This is a genomic window from Lewinellaceae bacterium, from assembly GCA_020636135.1.
Taxonomy (GTDB): Bacteria; Bacteroidota; Bacteroidia; order Chitinophagales; family Saprospiraceae; genus JAGQXC01.
Genome location: JACJYK010000001.1, coordinates 3,592,660 through 3,612,370, shown reverse-complemented (window position 1 = coordinate 3,612,370; position 19,711 = coordinate 3,592,660). Strand labels below are relative to the sequence as shown.

Genomic DNA, 19,711 nt, shown 5'->3' with positions numbered 1-19,711 from the left:
CTGTATGATGGAATATTTAACCTGGTCATTCCTTGCACGGCGCCATGTTCCACTGGACTTCGATGAGCTGGATGTTACCGGTCTTTGATGATGATCATCTTTCCTGGTGGCTGCAGCTTTTAGTACCTTTGCCGGGAACATTAAAAAAGCCACCAGCACATGAAATATCGTAAGGAAAAAGATAGCCTGGGTTACGTACAAGTCCCGGCAGACAAATATTGGGCAGCCCAGACACAGCGCTCCAGTGAAAACTTCCGGATCGGGGGACAGCATATCCCGAAAGAGGTGATCAATGCTTTCGCCATCCTGAAAAAAGCTGCTGCACAGACCAACGAAGAACTCGGTGTATTGCCCAAGAAAAAGTCAAAACTTATCCAGCAAGTCTGTGATGAGATCCTGGCCGGCAAGTTGGATGATCAATTCCCCCTGGTGGTCTGGCAGACCGGCTCCGGGACCCAGTCCAACATGAATGTCAATGAGGTGATTGCCAACCGGGCACATGTTATGCAGGGTGGAGCACTGGATGATGCCGCCAAGGTCCTCCATCCCAACGATGACGTCAATAAATCCCAATCTTCGAACGACACGTTTCCCACGGCAATGAACATTGCTGCTTACCAGTATTTGGTTGAGCATACGGTGCCAGCCCTGGAAGTCCTGCAAAAGACATTGGATGACAAAGCAAAGGCCTTTAAAAAGGTAGTCAAGATCGGACGTACCCACTTGATGGACGCAACACCATTGACGCTCGGGCAAGAGCTTTCCGGCTATGCTGCGCAACTGAGCCATGGGATTGCAGCAATCAAAAACAGCTACCGGCACCTGGCTGAATTGGCATTGGGCGGCACGGCGGTGGGAACAGGCCTGAACACCCCAAAAGGATATGCCAAGCTGGTGGCTGAAAAAATAGCCAAATTAACAGGTCTGCCTTTTAAAACAGCCCCCAACAAATTCGAGTCCCTGGCGGCACACGATGCTGTGGTTGAAGCGCATGGAGCCCTCAAAACCGTGGCAGTATCGTTATTTAAAATAGCCAATGACATTCGCCTCCTGGCATCCGGACCACGCTGCGGCATCGGTGAGATCATCATCCCATCCAATGAACCCGGGTCTTCCATCATGCCGGGTAAAGTGAATCCCACTCAGTCGGAAGCGATGACCATGGCCATGGCACAGGTCCTGGGAAATGATGTAGCCATCAACATCGGCGGTATGAACGGCCATTTCGAACTTAATGTGTTCAAACCGGTGATCATTTTCAACTTCCTGTTCTCCGCCCGGTTGATCGCCGATGCCTGCCACAGCTTCAACGATCATTGTGCTGTAGGTATCGAACCGAATTTCGAACGTATCCAGTACAACCTCAATAATTCCCTGATGCTGGTGACTGCCCTGAATACCAGGATCGGTTATGATAAAGCAGCCGAAATAGCCAAGAAAGCACACAAGGAAGGCACGACACTCAAAGCAGCGGCCATCACCCTCGGCTACGTCACTGAAAAGGATTTTGATGCCTGGGTAAGGCCGGAAGAAATGATATAAAACAAAGGAGAAGGGAGAAAGGAAAAGGGAGAAAGGAGAAAGGAGAAAGGGCTAATGGTTGAGGGTTGAATGAGTAACCAAGAAGGCTTGGAGTACTACCAGAGCGCCAGGTATATCCCTGTCCCATAAGAGCTTTACGTCTTTGCACCTTTGCGTAAAATTGATGAAACACCTGGGCATGAAGGCCTTTCGAAATGAAGGTTGAAAATGCATGGAGGTCCTGAAATTGCAGGCACAGATAATCCCTATTTTCCATTACCTTCCAGATCAACAACAACGTATAGAAAAAAATGGAACGCAGGACCTTCCTGAACCAGGCTGCTCTAGTTGGAATTGGCCTGCCAGTATGGCACCTATCAGGTTTTAATCGGAACGAAGTTCAGAGGGAAGCCTGGGTGAAAGCGCTGATAAAGGACAATGACCGTCAGGTAGACGCCGTTCTGGAACGCCAGGGATTGGACGCTTCGTCGATCAATTATGGAGGGATACCAGATGCATTCGACTTGTATCATGCCGGATCCGCTGCCGGATTCATCCAGTGGCTGGTAGCTTCCTACGTTTCTCCGGAATCTGATTATTACAAAAGTGCAATGTTGGTGGAGCGCATGTCACTGGCGGCAGCGTTTCTGCTTCGTATCCAGCATGAGGATGGTTCCATTGACCTGATAACCACTAATTTTCACTCGCCACCAGATACCGCCTTTGTCGTAGAACCGTTAGCCATCAGCCTGGGTTTACTCCGCCAGCAGGGGGAGGAAGAACAAAAGCTTGGCCTGCTACTCAAACAGTTCCTCGGCAAGGCAGGGAATATCCTTACCGTAGGTGGTATTCATACACCAAACCATCGTTGGGTGGTCAGCATGGCCCTGGCAAGACTGTATGAACTGATGCCGGATGTAAAGTATGTAGAGCGCATTGATCAGTGGCTTGGTGAACACATTGACATAGATCCGGACGGACAATTTACCGAACGCAGCACCTCGGTCTATTCACCGCTTACCGATCGCTGTCTGATCACCATAGCACGTATTTTGGATCGGCCTGCATTGCTGGAGCCGGTCCGCAGAAATCTGTCCATGACACTGGAGCTCCTGCATCCGAATGGAGAGATCGTCACCGAGTGCTCCAGAAGACAGGATCAGTACCTGGCCCGGACTCCGGTGCCTTACTATTACCCGTATCTTTATATGGCCAACCTGGACAGTGACATGACCTATGGCGCAATGGCACGTCAATTGGAGGATTTGTATGGGGTGAAAGAACTCTCCGGGTATCTGCCTTATCTTCTGGAAGATTCTTCCATGAACAAGGCCTTTGATAGATTGGATCTGCCTGACCAGTACCGGCGCTATTTTCCTTCCTCCGGAATGGTACGATTGCGGAGAGGCAATTGGGATGCAACCATCCTGCGTGGAAATGCCGCCCTGATCACCTTTCAGCATGGCCAGTGTGTATTGCAGGCGGTGCGGTTGGCTACGGCATTTTTCGGGAAAGGCCAATTTGAGGCCACAGAAATGGCCGTTGATGAAGACAAAGTCCTGCTGAGCCAAAGTTTATCAGCACCTTATTATCAACCCATTGCGAATGAATTGATCGCTCCCGACGGAAACTGGGAGGCGATGCCGCGGGAACAAAGGTCCCACAGTGAGATCCAGAACATCCACTATGCCTGTACGGTGCTTGAAACCCTCAATGGCATTCGATTGAGGTTTGATCTGAACGGCACAGAAGGTGTGCCGGCAACCTTAGAGCTGGGCTTTCGCAAAGGCGGGAAAATGAAAGGTGCCGAAATGCTTCCCGATGACTCCGAATCGTACCTCTGGAACCGGACGCCTGTCGAATATCTGACTGGGAATGATGTGATACGCATTACCGGAGGCAGCATTCAGCATCGCTGGACACAGTTGCGGGGCGCACTGCCTAAGCTTGATGCGGATAGTCTTTATATGACCGCCTTAACCCCCTGCCGGTTCGAAATAGACATTGAGGCAATTTCCTTTTAGTTCAAAACTGTTGACTTTTCAGGGATTCCTGAACCTCTTTCTTGTAACTGCGGCCGATATTCAGCTGTGTCTCACCCAGGACAACTTCCTGGTTTGAATAGCTGGTGATCTTATCGGTGTTTACGATGAAGGAACGGTGGATCCGTAAGAATCTCGCAGGCAGGGATTCCGCCAGATGGCTGATCTTTTCTTTGGTGAGAATGGATTCATCCAAAGTATGGATGGTAACATAATCGGAGTGGCTTTCGATGAAATAGATGTCCCTGAAAGCAATCTTGGCCATTTTGCGGTTGGACATCACCTCCAGAAATGGTTCTATCTGTTTTGCCTTTTCGTGCAGTAATTGCTGGATCTGATCTTTATGATCCCTTACCTGCCGGAGCAGCAACAGGAACGATCCCAGGAAGACTAAAAAATACAGGACAAACGCCAGGATCAATGTGTCGGATGCATTGGGATTCAGGTTGTGAAAACTGAAATTGCCCAGGTAGATAAATGAAAACATCAGGACGATGGTCTCCAGGTAAAGGGACACCACCAGCGTATAGAAGGTGTATAGCCCGAACCGGAAGTATCTTTTCTTCAGGTAGAATTTGGGAACCAGGTGATAATTGAAGAAATAGGAAGTGCCTAAAACAATAGGCATTAACAGGGCGATGAAATAAAATGCTGCCAGATTATTGTCCCACGATCGGCCAAAGAGTACTGTCAGGAACAACAGGACAAATAGCCAATAGGCAATGTGATAGGCCGTGTCCGCAGCATGGTTGCGCATTTCTCGATGCTGATTTAGCTGCAATGTCGGGAATTATTGACAGCCAATATGACCATGTCGGCGAACAACCAGTTTGCGACCGGATATGACCTTGTATCTTCGGGATCGACCAGGGTAATTTAGCCTTGCATTTTCGCATGAACTAAATGATGAATTATGAAAGATCTCTTTTACATGGGTGGCCCTCTTTTTATGGGCATTCTGACCATTTTATTTATTGCAATGCTTGCCTGGTATGTTGTGACTTACCTGGCCTACCGGAGCGGCGGCATTCCGGATGAAAAGCAGGCCCTGATAAAGATCAGCAATGGCCGGTCCCTGGGTTTATTTGCCATGATCACAGGTATCCTGGGCCAATTGATCGGCCTTTATCAGGCCTTCAGTGCCATCGAAGGGGCGGGGGATGTATCACCGGCCCTGGTGATGGGTGGATTGAAGGTATCTATGATCACCACAATTTATGGTATCATCATCTACCTGATCTCCCTCTTCATCTGGTTTCTGCTTTCAGTCTTAATAGGCAAGACCAGCCGCTGAAGTTTATCCAAACTTGCTGGCGTTGGCCGGTTCACCTTTTAACCCATGGTTGAATCGGCCGTTGTCAACCCTGGTTTTCATTTGATTTCCCTGAAAGGTCATTGCTCATTCGTTCATATTCCGGATGAGCAAATGATAGAACTGCACAATCTCCTTGAAATTATCCGTCGCAAGGTGTTCGTTGATACCATGAAATCCCGTGATGCTGGACATCGATACACGGATGGGGAAGAAGCGGTAGGCATTTTCGGAAATCGGCTGATAATGTTTGGTATCCGTGCCTCCGCTGATCAAGCCCGGAGTAACCGGCATTTCCGGCCACAGTTGCTGGATGGTTTTTTCAATCGTTTTATAGCTGGCAGATTCATAATCGGAAACAGGTGACGGCTCGTTGCGGTTGGTCACCGACTTGACCTTGATGCGGTCATCGCCGATGGTGGAGGTAATATGTTGGAAGACTTCTTCGGTAGTTTCGCCGGTCATCACACGGAAATTAACCACGGCACTGGCGCTGGTCGGAATGATATTGTCCTTGACCCCGCCTTTGAATATCGTCGGCGCCGTCGTGGTGTGGGCATTCAGAACCTTGAGTATCTGCTTGCCAAAAAGCCAGTTATTCGCAAAAGCCATTTTCTGGAAAAAAGGATAATAGGGGCCCATTTTTGCCATTTGCTCCTTGAGTAAGGGAATGGATTTATAGGGAAATTGATTGGCTTCCAGTTTGGTAATGGCTTTGGCTAATGAACCAATGGTATTGTCGGGCGTAGGCATCGAGGAATGTCCTCCTGCGGTGGTCAGTGACAACTCATACGATACATAACCTTTCTCTGCCACATTGACCATGGCTATGGGCCGGTCCGAGCCAGGTATCAGTCCTTCCATGACCAACCCTCCTTCGTCGATGACACATTCCAGCTTTACACCCTGGCCTTCCAGGTATTTTGCTATGGATCCCGCGCCCTGTTCGCCCCCAATCTCTTCATCATGCCCAAATGCCAGGTAGATGGTCCGGCTGGGTGTAAATCCCGATTCAAGCAACATTTCTACCGACTCCATGATGGCCATCAGGCTTACCTTGTCATCCATGCTGCCGCGGCCGTAGATCATACCGTTTTTTATTTCTCCGGAGAATGGTGGCGCTTCCCAGTCTTTCAGGGTGCCCTCATCCACCGGTACGACATCCATGTGAGACATCAATGCAATGGGTTTGAGCGATGGATCACTTCCCTGCCATTTGTACAATAAACTGAACTGGATAATTTGTTTGTCAAGGAGCGAATCAATCAATGGATAAGCGGATGCAAGAAACCGGTGAAATCCGTTAAACTCCGCGGAATCAGGCTTTCCGGGATATTCATAGGAGATGGTTTTGAATTGGATGGCCTTTTGTAACCGAAGCAATGCATCTTCCGTGACTGTTGCCGGTGTTACCTGGGTGATTTCGGATTGATCAGCCTTGAATGTTACCGTTTTGAAGAGGATGAATAGAATGAGCAGAAGCAAGATCCCTAATAAGGACAGAAACAATTTCTTCATAATCCATTGAAAATTTCAGTCGAAACAAATTTTTACTTTAACCCTTACAGCTATTGGCTTTCTCCAGGAAGTTCTCTTCAAAGTACAAATAATGTATGCATTCCGGTATTCCTTTTTGCGGGCCTAAATAGCTTTTTAAGTGACTGACCTGTGGCTTCCTTCCTGTTAATGATTTGACGATCAGGCGGTTTCGGTATATATTTGTTTGGCCAGGCTTATGAGATAAATCCGAACCGAATGAGGAATGCCCTGACTTTACTATTACTAGGTATCTTTTATTTTATTCAATCGCCACTGGTTTCCGCTGCCGATTATTACTGGGTAGGAGGTGCAGGTAACTGGTCAGACATCACCCACTGGAGGACTACATCCGGCGGCAATACGCAGCACAATGTCGTGCCATCCGGAGCGGACAATGTATTCTTTGATGCCAACAGTTTTACCGGTGCCAGCCAGACGATAACCATCGATGCCCCGAATGTGTATTGCCGGGATATGGACTGGACAGGCGCCACAGGCAATCCGCGCATTTCTGGTACGGCCTTGCAAGCCATCAACATATCCGGATCGCTTAACCTGATAATAAACATGCAGTTTAACCACCTGGGTGACGTCTCATTTACTGGCAATGAAGGGGGATTGACCATCAATATGGCGGGCTTCAGGGTCCGCAAGAATTTGAACTTCAAGGGAGGCAGCTTAAGCACATGGACGCTGGCTTCCACACTTGCTATTGATAGTACTTTAACCTGTACCGGAGGAAGTCTCAATACGGCGGATTTCGGAATTGAAGCCGGGTACCTCGAATTGATGCCGCTGGTGCAGTCCACCTGGTCCCTTGGAGCATCGCATATCGTGATAACTCAGAATGGACGGCTGCTTCAGAATTATTATTATCGTTATGCGGCCCAGATCATGGGAGATTTTCTGACAACGCAGCCGGGTACATCTGTTCTGGAACTGTCAGGTGATCATACCGATTTGATCGCAACGTCTTCTTCCAGGGTGTTTCTGAACGAAGTTTTTTTCTCGTCAACCTCCGGATCAGGCTATTTAAGTTATCGCCGGGATGGTTATTCAACCAGCCTGGGGCCTTTCGATCTGAATGTACTGCGTTACAATAACAACGGGGCCATCGGCTTCGACGGCAACAGCTTCGGCACCTTACGATTGAATGCCGGCAAGGCCTATCGATTTGAAGCCGGGACAAAGACCGACATCGGCATGCTGGATATCATGGCAACCTGCGCCCAGCCGGTCACCATCCAGAGTACGACGCCAAATAATCCAGCCCAGTGGCGCATCGGTAGCAATCAATCACTGTCTTACCTCAACGTACAGGGTATCCAGGTCACCGGTGGCTCCATCACTGCCGACATGAGCTCGGATCTCGGTAGCAACAGCGGCTGGCAATTCACTAACCTGGCATCCTCAACACTGTATTGGGTTGGTGGTACCGGTAACTGGTCGGACCCGATGCACTGGTCGGGAACCAGTGGCGGGGCCGGGGGCTCGTGTATACCATCAGCCGGTGATGTGGTTGTGTTTGATGAGAACTCATTTTCCACAAATAATAACCGGGTCACTCTGGATTTGGAAGGTGCGGTCTGCGGTGAAATGATCTGGCGTAATATAACGCGGACACCGCGGCTGGCTGGATTGGTATCCAATCGACTGCATATTTTTGGGAGCATGACCCTGCACCAGAACATGGTCTGGGAATTTGCCGGGGACCTTTATCTGGAAGGGAAAGCTTCCGGCCTAACGGTGACCAGTGCGGGAAAGCAATTTCTGAGAGACGTATTCAAAACGTCCCCGGGAGAATACACCATGCAGGATTCTTTCTCCCTACTCAGGAAGTTTCACTTTGTTGCGGGTACCTGGCGGACAAATAATTTTGATTGGCATCTGAATGCACTGGATGCTGAATATACTCCGGCCCGGGCCCTTTATTTGGGTTCAAGTCTGGTTACCCTGAGGACAAATATATATCAGGCTCAGGCCCTGGAATGGAGGTTGTACGGGGATGATTTTACCCTGGACGCCGGGACATCCACGCTTTTTTTTAAGAATTTTTATTCTTACATCTACCATCATTTCGAACAGACGAAAACGCTGAGTTATTATAAGATCAGGGTCAATGATGGCGTGTACGCAAGCATGGATATGTATCCCGGAAATCAGGGTAACAGCGAGATTGACATCCGGTCCTGCTACTTCGGAGGGGATGGAAATGTCTTTCAGAATCATCGCTTTGGTACATTGCAGTTATCCGCGGGCTATATCTACAAATTCGGAAATTCCGGCCAGGTAATCTATATGGACACCCTGCTTGCCAATGGTCGTTGTGATGCCATGGTACGGATCGAGTCGAGTGTCGAAGGCAGGGCGGTGCAGTTCTCCAGTCCCAATAATCAGCGTATCCAGTATGCCATCATCCAGAACATCCAGTTTCAGGGGAATCCACTGGATCATGTGGCAGATTTTTCAATAGGAGTAGGGGCTACCCCCGGATGGACGATTCAGGAATTGACCAAGGGAAGGGATCTTTATTGGGTGGGAGGCACCGGTATCTGGCATGACCCGGCGCATTGGTCACTTACCTCCGGAGGGCCGGGAGGAGAATGTATACCGACCCCTTTTGACAATGTTTTTTTTGACGATCAATCCTTCACCGGACCCAATCAGCAGGTGAGCTATGCACCTCAGAATTATGTGGTGAATTTTAAAAATTTATTGTGGTCCGGGCCACCTGCCAGCACCACCATGACTATGGACGATATGCATGCCTATGGTTCCTTCGAGCTGCGTACGGATCTTACCCTTTATATGAATGAACTGTATTTGAAAGGAGACCTGCAGGATAACGTTCTGGATATGCGCAATCATTTTATCTGGAACCTGATCATTGAGGGCACCGGAAAATGGACGATGCTCTCTGATTTTAACTTCGGTTACATCGGACATCAGAACGGGACTTTAAATTTAGGCCAGGGTACCCACGGAGAGATAAATTCTTATTACGGCTATTCAGCCAATGCGAATCAAACTTCGGTATTACAGGGAGGCTCCTGTTATCTGGTGGTGAACGGAGAGTATACAACTGTTTACGGTTCGTTTAATATTAACAGCCAGCAATTTGATTTACAGGCTGGCACCAGTACGATTGAGCTTACAAATCCTTATGCGGGCATATCCGGATATCTGACAGGATTATCATTTTACAATGTGTCTTTCACAAATTCCAATGGGACCGGGATCATCGCCAACACCTTTTACAATTATAGCAATCAGCCTAAACCAGAATGGTCATTTCACAAATTATCCTTTGCCGGTGATGGAATCATCTACGGACCCTCAGCTACCGACTCCCTCTTGTTCACTCCCGGGCACGGATATGTTCTGGAGAGTAACCTTCAGCACAAGATCAATGACTATTGGCAGATAAGAGGCAACAACTGCGCTCGCATCCGTCTCGAGTCAACGTTACCTGGACAGCAGGCCATTAATGTAAAGACTTCTGGTATCGTAGATGGCGCATTCATCCAGATGCGGGATCAGAAAGCACAGGGTGGAGCCCAGTTTTTTGCCGGGGCTAACAGTAATAATGTCGGGAACTCGAACACCGGCTGGCAGTTTGATGATAAGCCCGGATTTGTCGACTACGGGTTGCTCGGAGAGGATGTGGTGCTCTGTAACAACACCTCCCTTACTTTGAATGAAGATAATCTCATCGGAGCGAATGCTTACCTCTGGAACAACTCGGGCACGGATTATTACTATGAAGTGACAACCCCCGGACAATATTTTGTACAGGCCACATACGACAACAACTGTATTTTGTACGATACCATTGCGGTGTTGGCTGCCCAGCAATTCCAGGTAGACCTGGGAGCGGACCAGACCATCTGTGAGGGAGAGACCATCACCCTCGATGGCACGGTTCCACTAAACGGAGTGACTTATTCCTGGGAAAATGGTTCGACCGACCCCATGTTAACGACCGATACTTCCGGTCAATATATTCTCGCGGCTACCCTCACCGGATGTGTTTCGCGGGACACCATTGGAGTTCAGGTCATCGCTCTGCCCGATCTGATGGTCGGGGCGCAAAGCCAGCAATGTGAAGGGGACACCCTGCAGCTGGATGTGACCCTGCCTGGCGCATCGTATTTGTGGTCCGATCAGTCGACTCAACCGCAATTGGCCATCACCCGGGATGGTACCTACTGGATCCGGCTAACCAAGGACGGCTGTGTAGCTGCAGACACCTTTTCTGTAGCCTTTATTGCTCCCCCAGTCATCAGTTTGCCCGATACAGCGCAGCTCTGTGAAGGGGAGGCCGTCACCCTGGATGCTACCGTGCCGTCAGCTACCTATCTCTGGTCCACCGGAGAAACATCGGCAATGTTACCCATTAGTCCGACAACCTCAACCACCATCGGTGTACAGGTCAGTTTCGGCTCCTGTGCTTCCACGGACTCGATATTTGTCCGGGTGCAACCCCGACCGGAGTTGGAATTACCACCCGATCAGCCGATCTGTCCCGGAGTAAATTTGCAGATCGTTGCGCTGACAGATGCTGTTTCCGTTTTATGGAACACCGGAGACACCACTCAAAACATCGTTGTTACCCAGCCGGGCACCTACACGGCAACCGTGTCCATTGCAGGATGTACACGAAGTGAAAGCACGACCTTTTCTGCCGTCCAATCCGCTTTTGCCGGCCTGGGTCCGGATACGACCATCTGCGACGATGTGACCATTGACCTGAATGCGACGACCCCGGGAGCCACCTATCTCTGGAGTACAGGATCAACGCAGCCTTTGCTTGAAGTCGGTGATGCAGGTACCTACGTGGTCCTGGTGGATGATGGCCAATGCCTTTACCGTGACAGTGTCACGATTCAGGAGCGTCACTGTGTTTACTTTGATGCCTTCATGCCCAACACCTTCTCACCCAATGGTGATGGACGCAACGATGAGTATAAGGTATTTCTCCCGGACGATATCAACATCATCAGCTTTACGATGCAGATCTATAACCGGTGGGGGGATGTGTTGTTTGAAACGTCCGACCCCAGTGCAGGCTGGGATGGCACTAAAAATGGCCAGAGCCTTCCAACTGACGTTTACATTGCACGTATCTCCATCCAATACCGTGATGACAATGGCCCTGGCAATTATCAGCAGGGAGGTGATGTTTTGCTGGTGCGGTAGGTGAGGTCAGTTCTAAATAAAAGCGGATAAAAATCTTTCGATCTCTACCCGCCTCAAACCTAAATCCTCAGGTATTAAAATGGTCTAACCAATAACTTTGTCATACGCGCCCACATTTGTTCTCAAAAGCACTTCATCCAGATCTTCGCCCGGAAGGGCAACGATGGATTCGGTGGCATGGTCCCATTGAACCCGGCGACCGGCTTTCCATGAAATGCCTCCCATGTGCGAAGACATGGCTTCTTCAAAGCCCTGGTCAATACCACAGCTAACGGGTGTGCCATTGCGGATCGCATTCAACCATTCCTTCAGGTGCAGGTTGGTGGAGTCAACCCTACGGCCGTTCACATAGGTCCACAATAGTCCCTTATCCGCAAAATACTTGGATGTCGCAGATGTGACGGCATCGAGTTCATCAGCTGCCGGATTGTAGGCATACATCGGCACATTCGGGTCAATGATGCCATTCTTGATCTGGTCTTTGAACCGGGTACTGTTGGGGTCTGCCCATACTGTCAGAGTGTTCCCTAAGTCCATGGTGCCATCATGGCCCATGAGGAGGGTCTGACGGCTGAACTGATTACCCAGGGTAGCGCTGTAGACAAAGGTCATACCTTTTTCCAGTCCGGCTTCCCGGCTGGAGCCGGTCGAAAAGTCAGGATATTCCATGGATACCTGGAAATTATCCGGTACTTCCCGGCCATCGTGATGGGTATAGATACCACCAGATGCAACTACGGATTTGGGCATTCCCATCTTTAATACGCAGTTGATCCGGTCAAAATCGTGACTCATCAGGTCTCCCGACAGGCCGGAGCCATAGGCCCACCATTTCCTCCAGCGGAAGAAATGTTCGGCATTGTATGGGATCTGAGGTGCAGAACCTAAGAACTGCTGCCAATCGACTGTCTGGGGATTGGCTTTCTCGTGAATATCGTATTGCCAAGCACCATTGTCACTGTTGCGGTTGGTGTTGGTCGTAACTAGAGAGACGTGTCCAAGGATCCGTTTATCGATGATATCCTGGGCCGTGATAAAGCTTTGTGTCTGGCGGTGCTGGTGGCCCACCTGCAGGACCAGATTCTTGTTGTTGCGAACAGTATCGCGAAGAGCGTAGGTTTCTGCGATGTTGTGGGTCATGGGCTTTTCAACATAGACGTGTTTGCCGGCCTGTAATGCTTTGATGGCTATCGGTGCATGCCAGTGGTCGGGAGTAGCGATGATCACGGCGTCAATGTCCGGACTAGCCAGCATCTCTTCGTGATGGCGGTAGCGTTTGCAGCCGTCATCCTTGAATGATTCGACGGCTTCATCGGCGCGTACATCAAAGAGATCACATACACCGGTGATTTTGACATTGAGGTCTTCCTGGTCCAGGAATGCCTGCAGACGCTCCGGATTGTTCTTCTTCATATTGTCAATCCAGCTGGTGGTAGCCTTACCCAGTGCTTGTAATAACTGCGGCCCGCGGATGCCAAATCCGATGATGCCTATCCTGACCGGATCGCCGGCGAGGTTTGCCGTATTATCCGGCCGCTTTGCATCGATGTTCAGAACGTTCAGGATGTTCTTTTTCTCCAGTTGTTGTTTTTGGGTGTGCTTGATGGCACCCCATACGGCTCCGGCAGCAAATGGAATTCCCAAAAGCCCCTTTAATGCATTCCGGCGGCCATTATCTTGATTGTTTTGATCGTCATTCATTTTCAAATGCTTTAGATGATTAGGAAAGGGGTTAGGCCATAGCTGGATTGCGCTTGGTCAGATACATGTCCAGGCCGATATAGGCACTGGTGGGGAAAAGGAATACTACCCACAATGCGGCAAGTTCAATCAGGTTCTTGGTTACGATCAGGTAGTTACCTTCAGCCTGGCCCACGGCTTCCATGCCCGGCCAGGCAGGCTGTGCCAGATAAAAGAGGGCCATGATCAACATACCCAGGATTACGCCGCCGCGGGTGAAAATTCCCAGTAGCAGCGATATCCCTACGGCAATAAGTACAGCTATGGTCAGCCAGTCCACAATGCTGATCATACTTTCAGAAGAGAGCCAGCCGAAGAGGCTTTTAAATGTTTGGGCACCGCGCAAATAGCCGATGGAAGTCCATTCCGGCGTCAACAGTTTGAGCATTCCTTCGTAGAGGAAATGCCAACCGATCAACATGCGCAGCGCTACCAGTGCAGTCAGTTGAGTTTTGGAGTAAGCCATGTTGAATGATTTAGATTTGGATTAATAATTATTCTCTCTGCATCCGACAGAATAATATAATTCACCTTCTTAGCCAACCGAAGGGAGTCCAGTTAACTTGGCGAGGCAAGTAGCTAATAAATATAAGGAATATAAATGATGCAGGTCATACGGGATGAGGAGGCTGCTTGGTCTGCAGGGTCATTGGGGTCATCCGTAGTGAGGAGGGGCGGTCCGGCGGACCGCCAGCTGTGGAATGGACCGTCAAATTCAGCCCATGAACATAAGCTGAGGGATGGGTGTCTTATTGTGAAAGTGCAGCACGGTGTTTTCCATACGTAGCTGATCTGCCGTTGCCGGTGATTGGATGTATATCTACACCTCGTGAACGACTTATGTTGGCAGTCCTGGATTAAGCCGGACGGTCCCAATCCAGATTTTTATTAATCCGGGCAATTGTTACTCGTCAGCACTAGGTCTTATGCGAAACCAATAGCTGGCGGTCCGGAGGACCGCCCTTCCCGGGCTGTTCCTAAAATTCTTCCCACAATTTCCTGGTAGCCCTGATCCTGCGGTAAGCCTCGGTAGCTTCGACAAAGTTCAGCGTCTGCTGCCCGTCACTAGCAGCCTTCTCCGGCATCTCGTGTACTTCCATGATGACCCCGTCTGCACCTGCCATCACACTGGCCAACGCAATAGGTTCCACAAATGCGCGGATCCCGATGCCGTGACTGGGGTCCGCGATGACCGGCAGATGGGTCATCTTCTTAAGCATCGCGATGGCATTGATATCCATGGTGTTGCGGTATGCATTCTCATAGGTGCGGATGCCGCGTTCGCACAGCATGATCTTCTCATTGCCGTGGGAGAAGATGTATTCAGCCCCTTGCAGCAGTTCTTCAATGGTCCCTGACATGCCTCGTTTCAGCAGTACCGGCTTATCTACCTCGCCGAGTGCGTCCAGCAGGTTGAAATTCTGGGCATTGCGTGCACCAACCTGGTAAATATCAATGAAGTCGTGCATCTCGGCAATCTGCTCCACCATCATCACCTCGGTGATAATGCGTATACCGTGTTCCCGGCAGACGCGATGAAACATCTGCAGGCCTTCCTGGCCCAAACCGCGAAATGAATAGGGCGAACTGCGGGGTTTGTAGACACCGCCGCGCATGATCTTCACATCATTGGCGACGAGATGTTTTACGACGGATTCCACCTGTTCCTCCGATTCGATGGAGCAAGGACCTGCCATAATTTGAAAGTGCCCCATACCGATCGTGATGCCATCACCGAGGTCTATTTCTGTATCCTGAACCCGCCATTTTTTAGAGACCAGTTTATAGCCGTCACTGACACGGTGAATGTCCCGGATGCCGGGCAAAGTGCCGATCAGGCGGATATCTATCGGTTTTTTGCCAACGCCAACCAGGTAATGATGCGATTGAGTTTTTACCTCGGTGCTCGTGAAACCATGGGATTTTAACTTTTGCCGGACTTCCGCCAGCTGTCCGGGTTGAATGTCTGGTTCAAGGTGGATGATCATGCTTCTACAGGAGTTTTGATGTGTTGGACAAATTGAAGGATCCGCTTATCCAGGGGTGCATTTTCTGATTTACCCAGGTGTTTGATGAAGGCACTACCGACAATTGCTCCGGCTGCGTAATGGCAGGCCGTATTAAAGGTCTCGTAATTGGAGATACCAAAACCGATCAACCGGGGATGTTTCAGGTGCATAGCCTGTACCCGGCGAAAATATTCCAGCTGACTTACCTGAATGGCCGCCTTGGCTCCGGTAATGGAACTACTGGATACCATGTATATGAACCCGTTGGAAAGTTCATCAATCTTACGAATGCGGTCCTCCGGTGTCTGTGGCGTGATGAGAAAGCTGATCTTCAGGCCGTAGTGCTTCAGCTTCTCCCGGTACACCTGCTCGTATTCATGGAGTGGCATGTCAGGAATGATCAATCCGTCTACGCCAGCATGGGAACAGGCGCGGAAAAACCGGTCTTCGCCAAATTGCAGTACCGGATTAAAATATCCCATCAGGATGAATGGAATATCGGTATGTTGACGTGCCTCTTTCACCTGTTGGAATAAAAGATCGAGGGTCATGCCATTGGCCAGGGCTTTTTCACTGCTGGCCTGTATGGTTGGGCCATCGGCTAAGGGATCGGAATAGGGTATGCCGATCTCCACCAGGTCTACACCCGCATCCGCCAAATGCCGGATGATCATGGCCGTATCGTCCAGCCCGGGATATCCGGCCGTAAAATAGATGTTCAGGATATCTTGTTTCTTCTCCTGAAATAATCGATCCAGTCTATTCATGATCGGGTAAGTGTTTGATGTAGGTTTCCAAATCTTTGTCTCCGCGTCCGGAAAGGTTGATCACAATGACGTCTCCTTCACGGTAGGCCAGCTGATCCAGTGCCGCAAAAGCGTGTGCAGATTCCAGTGCCGGTATGATGCCTTCGATCCGGGTAAGGTGGTATGCTGCTTTTAAGGCCTCTTCGTCGGTGATGCTGATGGCTTCCGCCCTGCCGCTCTTGATAAGATGCGCATGCAGGGGGCCTATCCCGGGATAATCCAGCCCTGCTGAGATGGAATAAGGCTCAATGATCTGGCCATCTTCTGTTTGCATCAGGAGCGTCTTGCTACCATGGATAATTCCTGCCGAACCCAGCACGCTGGTAGCAGCAGATTCACCCGAATGGATGCCCAGCCCAGCCGCTTCGACAGCCACCAGCCGCACTTCAGGACGGTCCAGGTAGTGATAGTAGATGCCGGCTGCATTGGAACCACCGCCAACACAAGCCATGATGATATCCGGATGATCCCGGCCGGTCTTTTCTTTTAGCTGCCACTGCACTTCTTCGGAGATGACCGACTGAAAGCGGGCGACCATGTCAGGGTAAGGATGGGGACCCACCACTGAGCCGATGATATAATGGGTGTCTTCCGGGTTGTTGATCCAGTCGCGGATCGCCTCGTTGGTAGCATCTTTCAGGGTTTTGCTCCCACTGGTGGCCGGGCGTACTTCAGCGCCCAGCATTTTCATCCGTGCCACATTCGGAGCCTGTCGTTTGATATCCACCTCTCCCATATATACGATGCATTCAATGCCCATCAGCGCACAGACCGTGGCCGTGGCAACACCATGTTGTCCGGCGCCGGTTTCAGCAATGATCCTTGTTTTACCAAGGCGCTGGGCTAATAAGATCTGACCCACAGTGTTGTTGATCTTGTGGGCTCCGGTATGGTTGAGATCTTCACGCTTCAGGTAGATCTGGCAACCATATTCTGCCGACAGGCGCTCTGCGAGGTATAGGGGAGAAGGCCGCCCTACATAATCCTTGAGTAAGCTCCTGAATTGATGCTGGAATTCCGTCTCCTGGATGATATCCAGGTAATTCCGGCGCAGGGTCTCGATGTTGTGGTACAACATCTCCGGGATGTATGCTCCCCCGAAAGGACCATAGTAGCCCTGGGTGTCAACGGTATAACTCATCGATAAAGATTTGCAGTTTATTGATGTCTTTTAATCCTGGTTCCAACTCGAACCGGCTATTCAGATCGATGCCGATCAACCGGGGATGGTCCAGGTGGCGAATGGATTCAACGGAAGCGGGCTCGATCCCGCCACTGAGCAGAAAGGGAGTAGTGCCCAGGTATTGATCCAGCAGGCTCCAGTCAAATCGGATACCATTCCCTCCCGGCTGTGCTCCTTTTGCATCAAACAGGAATGCATCCACGACATCTTCATAGGCCTCCAACTGACTGAAATCAAATGCATCGTCAATACGGAAAGCCTTCCAGACGCTGGCATGCGCCCGCTGTTTCAGTTCAAAACAATATTTTGGATTTTCCTGACCATGGATTTGCAGTACATCCAGGTCGTGGGTGGCAATTTTCCGGATGATATCACGAATTTCTGCATCGACGAAAACGCCGACCCGTTTGAGGGAACCGGTCATTTCGCGTGAAGGCGGAATCTCCGTATAGCGTTGTGATTTGGGATAAAAGATAAACCCGATATAACGAACATCCAGTCCGGTCAATGCCTTGACGTTATCGGCATCCCGCATTCCGCACACTTTGATCGACAACGGTTTGCTCATGCGGGTTCTGGTTTGAGAATTTGCTGAATGAAGCGGGCACATGCTTTCGCTGGCTCGGGATGCTTCATGAACTGCTCTCCGATCAGGAATCCCTGATAACCCACTTCCCGCAGGCGGATGACTGTTTCGGGATTGGAGATTCCGCTCTCCGATATTTTAACTTTCTCAGCTGGCAGAAGGGGATATAACCGTTCCGAGCTTTCGATGCTGGTGATAAATGTCTTCAGGTTGCGGTTGTTGATTCCGACTACATTGATTTCGTCGCAGATTGCATCCAGCTGTTCTTCGCCATGAAGCTCAAGTAATACTTCTAACCCGAGGCTTTTGGCAGTCCCGGCCAGGGATTTGACCTCTTCGGCGGTCAGAACTTCGGCGATCAGCAGGATGGCATCGGCACCGATTGACTTGGCTTCTATGATCTGGTAAGGGTCAATTGTGAAATCTTTACGCAATATGGGACAGAAATTGAAATTACGTGCTGTGGTCAGATCTGCATTGCTCCCCCCAAAGAACTCGCGGTCCGTCAATACCGACAGGGCGGAAGCACCGGACTGCATGTATCCGATGGACACCTCCTCCACCTGGGCATAGGGATTGATAAATCCTTTAGAGGGGGATTTGCGCTTGAACTCGGCAATGATGCCGGATTTATCAGGGCGTAACAGGTATTTGGACAGCGATACGGTGGGCGTTTCAAAATATATCGTCTTCTCCAGCAAAGCTACCGGGTACAGCGCTTTATTTTGTTCGACTTCTTTCCGCTTTTGGGCAACGATTTTTTCTAAAATATCACTCATGATTGACTCAGTTGGATCAGTTTGGTAAAGGATTGATAAGCACGTCCGCTATCCAGGGACTCGCGGGCAGCGCTGACACAATCGGTGAGGGACCACTCTGGATGAAAACATTGGATTCCCAGTGCCGAGTTGGCCAGGACAGCATCTTTTTGGGCTTCGGTTCCCTGGTTTTGCAATACGCTGGTAAAGATCTTGGCTGCTTCCTCTACCGTTTCGCCTCCGTACAGTGTTTCAGGGAGCAATACCGGTAATCCGAGGTCTTCGGGATAGATCTCCCGTTCGTACCAGGGCGATTTAGCAATGAATGGACCCGTGAGGGACACCTCGTCGTATCCGTCCAGGCTGTGGACGATCATATATTGTTTGTCGGTTTTCTGAAACTGGTAATGATACAACCGCGCCAAGTTCCGGTTAAATACGCCGGTCAGCTGATAATGCGGTTGCGCCGGATTAACCAGCGGGCCTAACATATTAAAAAAAGTTACCATGCCTAATTGGCGCCGGATAGGCCCCACTGCTTTCATCGCCGGATGGAAAAGCGGAGCATGGAAAAAGCAGATATGTGATTCATCGATTTGCTTCTCTAGCTTACCCAGATCGCTGGTGAACTGATAACCAAGGTGTTCCAGTACATTGGAGGAACCGCAGGCACTGCTCACACCGTAATTACCGTGTTTGGCCACTTTATAGCCGGCACCGGCCAGCACGAAGGCAGTCAGTGTGGAGATATTAAAGGTATTCTTTTTATCACCGCCGGTACCGCATACATCGATGGTGTCGTAGGCGGAGAAATCGATGGGAATACGCAATTCCAGGAGAGCATCGACAAATCCTTTCAGTTCTTCAACCTGAATATCGCGCATACGGAAGGTGGTGATGAAGGCCGTCATTTGTGCGTCATTAAATTGGCCCTGCGACATGGCGGTTAACAGCTCCTTCGCTTCACTTCGACTAAATGATTGAAAGGAGAAAAGATGATCCAGTGCTTCTTTCAT

Annotated in this window: 14 protein-coding genes; 4 read left to right on the top strand and 10 right to left on the bottom strand. The window is 50.0% G+C overall.

Annotated features, from left to right (window positions below):
* Positions 1-159: 159 nt before the first annotated feature.
* Together fumC and H6570_13890 are read left to right on the top strand one after the other, a co-directional pair.
* Positions 160-1,542: a class II fumarate hydratase gene (gene fumC / locus H6570_13895; GenBank protein ID MCB9320370.1), complete on the top strand. Its 1,383-nt coding sequence runs from the start codon at positions 160-162 to the stop codon at positions 1,540-1,542.
* A 290-nt stretch (positions 1,543-1,832) separates the two neighbouring features.
* Entirely contained in the window at positions 1,833-3,545 is a 1,713-nt protein-coding gene (locus tag H6570_13890; GenBank protein ID MCB9320369.1) for a hypothetical protein, read from the top strand.
* Between the two features lies 1 nt (position 3,546).
* On the opposite strand, the gene H6570_13885 is transcribed toward H6570_13890, so the two are convergent.
* Positions 3,547-4,320, bottom strand: a complete 774-nt coding sequence (locus tag H6570_13885; protein MCB9320368.1) for a LytTR family transcriptional regulator DNA-binding domain-containing protein — start codon at positions 4,318-4,320, stop codon at positions 3,547-3,549.
* Between the two features lie 156 nt (positions 4,321-4,476).
* Here H6570_13885 and H6570_13880 point away from each other — a divergent pair, with 156 nt between their 5' ends.
* Entirely contained in the window at positions 4,477-4,857 is a 381-nt protein-coding gene (locus H6570_13880) for a MotA/TolQ/ExbB proton channel family protein (GenBank protein MCB9320367.1), read from the top strand.
* 105 nt (positions 4,858-4,962) lie between these two features.
* Here H6570_13880 and H6570_13875 read toward each other — a convergent pair whose 3' ends face one another.
* Positions 4,963-6,393 carry a M20/M25/M40 family metallo-hydrolase gene (locus H6570_13875; protein ID MCB9320366.1) on the bottom strand — a complete coding sequence of 477 codons (1,431 nt, stop codon included), beginning with the start codon at positions 6,391-6,393 and terminating at the stop codon, positions 4,963-4,965.
* Positions 6,394-6,630: 237 nt separating this feature from the next.
* Here H6570_13875 and H6570_13870 point away from each other — a divergent pair, with 237 nt between their 5' ends.
* Entirely contained in the window at positions 6,631-11,613 is a 4,983-nt protein-coding gene (locus H6570_13870; GenBank protein MCB9320365.1) for a gliding motility-associated C-terminal domain-containing protein, read from the top strand.
* Between the two features lie 84 nt (positions 11,614-11,697).
* Here H6570_13870 and H6570_13865 read toward each other — a convergent pair whose 3' ends face one another.
* From H6570_13865 to trpD, 8 genes are all read right to left on the bottom strand, one after another.
* Entirely contained in the window at positions 11,698-13,314 is a 1,617-nt protein-coding gene (locus H6570_13865; GenBank protein ID MCB9320364.1) for a Gfo/Idh/MocA family oxidoreductase, read from the bottom strand.
* Between the two features lie 31 nt (positions 13,315-13,345).
* Positions 13,346-13,819, bottom strand: coding sequence for a DoxX family membrane protein (locus H6570_13860; protein ID MCB9320363.1), 474 nt, complete (start codon positions 13,817-13,819; stop codon positions 13,346-13,348).
* A 511-nt stretch (positions 13,820-14,330) separates the two neighbouring features.
* Positions 14,331-15,341, bottom strand: a complete 1,011-nt coding sequence (aroF, locus tag H6570_13855; GenBank protein ID MCB9320362.1) for a 3-deoxy-7-phosphoheptulonate synthase — start codon at positions 15,339-15,341, stop codon at positions 14,331-14,333.
* The gene (locus H6570_13850) at positions 15,338-16,129 is read right to left on the bottom strand and encodes a tryptophan synthase subunit alpha (GenBank protein MCB9320361.1); all 792 of its coding nucleotides are present in this window, start codon (positions 16,127-16,129) and stop codon (positions 15,338-15,340) included. Before H6570_13850 ends, aroF begins: the two co-directional genes overlap by 4 nt.
* A complete protein-coding gene (gene trpB / locus H6570_13845; protein ID MCB9320360.1) occupies positions 16,122-17,309 on the bottom strand; it encodes a tryptophan synthase subunit beta in 1,188 nt (395 codons plus the stop codon). Before trpB ends, H6570_13850 begins: the two co-directional genes overlap by 8 nt.
* On the bottom strand, positions 17,293-17,907 hold the full coding sequence (locus H6570_13840; protein ID MCB9320359.1) for a phosphoribosylanthranilate isomerase: 615 nt from the start codon (positions 17,905-17,907) through the stop codon (positions 17,293-17,295). Before H6570_13840 ends, trpB begins: the two co-directional genes overlap by 17 nt.
* An 8-nt stretch (positions 17,908-17,915) precedes the next feature.
* The gene (gene trpC, locus H6570_13835) at positions 17,916-18,716 is read right to left on the bottom strand and encodes an indole-3-glycerol phosphate synthase TrpC (GenBank protein MCB9320358.1); all 801 of its coding nucleotides are present in this window, start codon (positions 18,714-18,716) and stop codon (positions 17,916-17,918) included.
* Positions 18,713-19,711 (bottom strand): anthranilate phosphoribosyltransferase, encoded by a 999-nt coding sequence (gene trpD, locus H6570_13830; protein ID MCB9320357.1) that lies wholly within the window; start codon positions 19,709-19,711, stop codon positions 18,713-18,715. Before trpD ends, trpC begins: the two co-directional genes overlap by 4 nt.

Excerpts from the sequence above, each read along its gene's own strand:
- trpC (MCB9320358.1), bottom strand. The coding sequence starts at position 18,716 with ATGAGTGATATTTTAGAAAAAATCGTTGCCCAAAAGCGGAAAGAAGTC.
- H6570_13880 (MCB9320367.1), top strand. The coding sequence starts at position 4,477 with ATGAAAGATCTCTTTTACATGGGTGGCCCTCTTTTTATGGGCATTCTG.
- H6570_13850 (MCB9320361.1), bottom strand. The coding sequence starts at position 16,129 with ATGAATAGACTGGATCGATTATTTCAGGAGAAGAAACAAGATATCCTG.
- H6570_13885 (MCB9320368.1), bottom strand. The coding sequence starts at position 4,320 with ATGCGCAACCATGCTGCGGACACGGCCTATCACATTGCCTATTGGCTA.
- H6570_13890 (MCB9320369.1), top strand. The coding sequence starts at position 1,833 with ATGGAACGCAGGACCTTCCTGAACCAGGCTGCTCTAGTTGGAATTGGC.
- H6570_13865 (MCB9320364.1), bottom strand. The coding sequence starts at position 13,314 with ATGAATGACGATCAAAACAATCAAGATAATGGCCGCCGGAATGCATTA.
- H6570_13875 (MCB9320366.1), bottom strand. The coding sequence starts at position 6,393 with ATGAAGAAATTGTTTCTGTCCTTATTAGGGATCTTGCTTCTGCTCATT.
- H6570_13860 (MCB9320363.1), bottom strand. The coding sequence starts at position 13,819 with ATGGCTTACTCCAAAACTCAACTGACTGCACTGGTAGCGCTGCGCATG.
- aroF (MCB9320362.1), bottom strand. The coding sequence starts at position 15,341 with ATGATCATCCACCTTGAACCAGACATTCAACCCGGACAGCTGGCGGAA.
- fumC (MCB9320370.1), top strand. The coding sequence starts at position 160 with ATGAAATATCGTAAGGAAAAAGATAGCCTGGGTTACGTACAAGTCCCG.
- trpD (MCB9320357.1), bottom strand. The coding sequence starts at position 19,711 with ATGAAAGAAGCACTGGATCATCTTTTCTCCTTTCAATCATTTAGTCGA.
- trpB (MCB9320360.1), bottom strand. The coding sequence starts at position 17,309 with ATGAGTTATACCGTTGACACCCAGGGCTACTATGGTCCTTTCGGGGGA.
- H6570_13870 (MCB9320365.1), top strand. The coding sequence starts at position 6,631 with ATGAGGAATGCCCTGACTTTACTATTACTAGGTATCTTTTATTTTATT.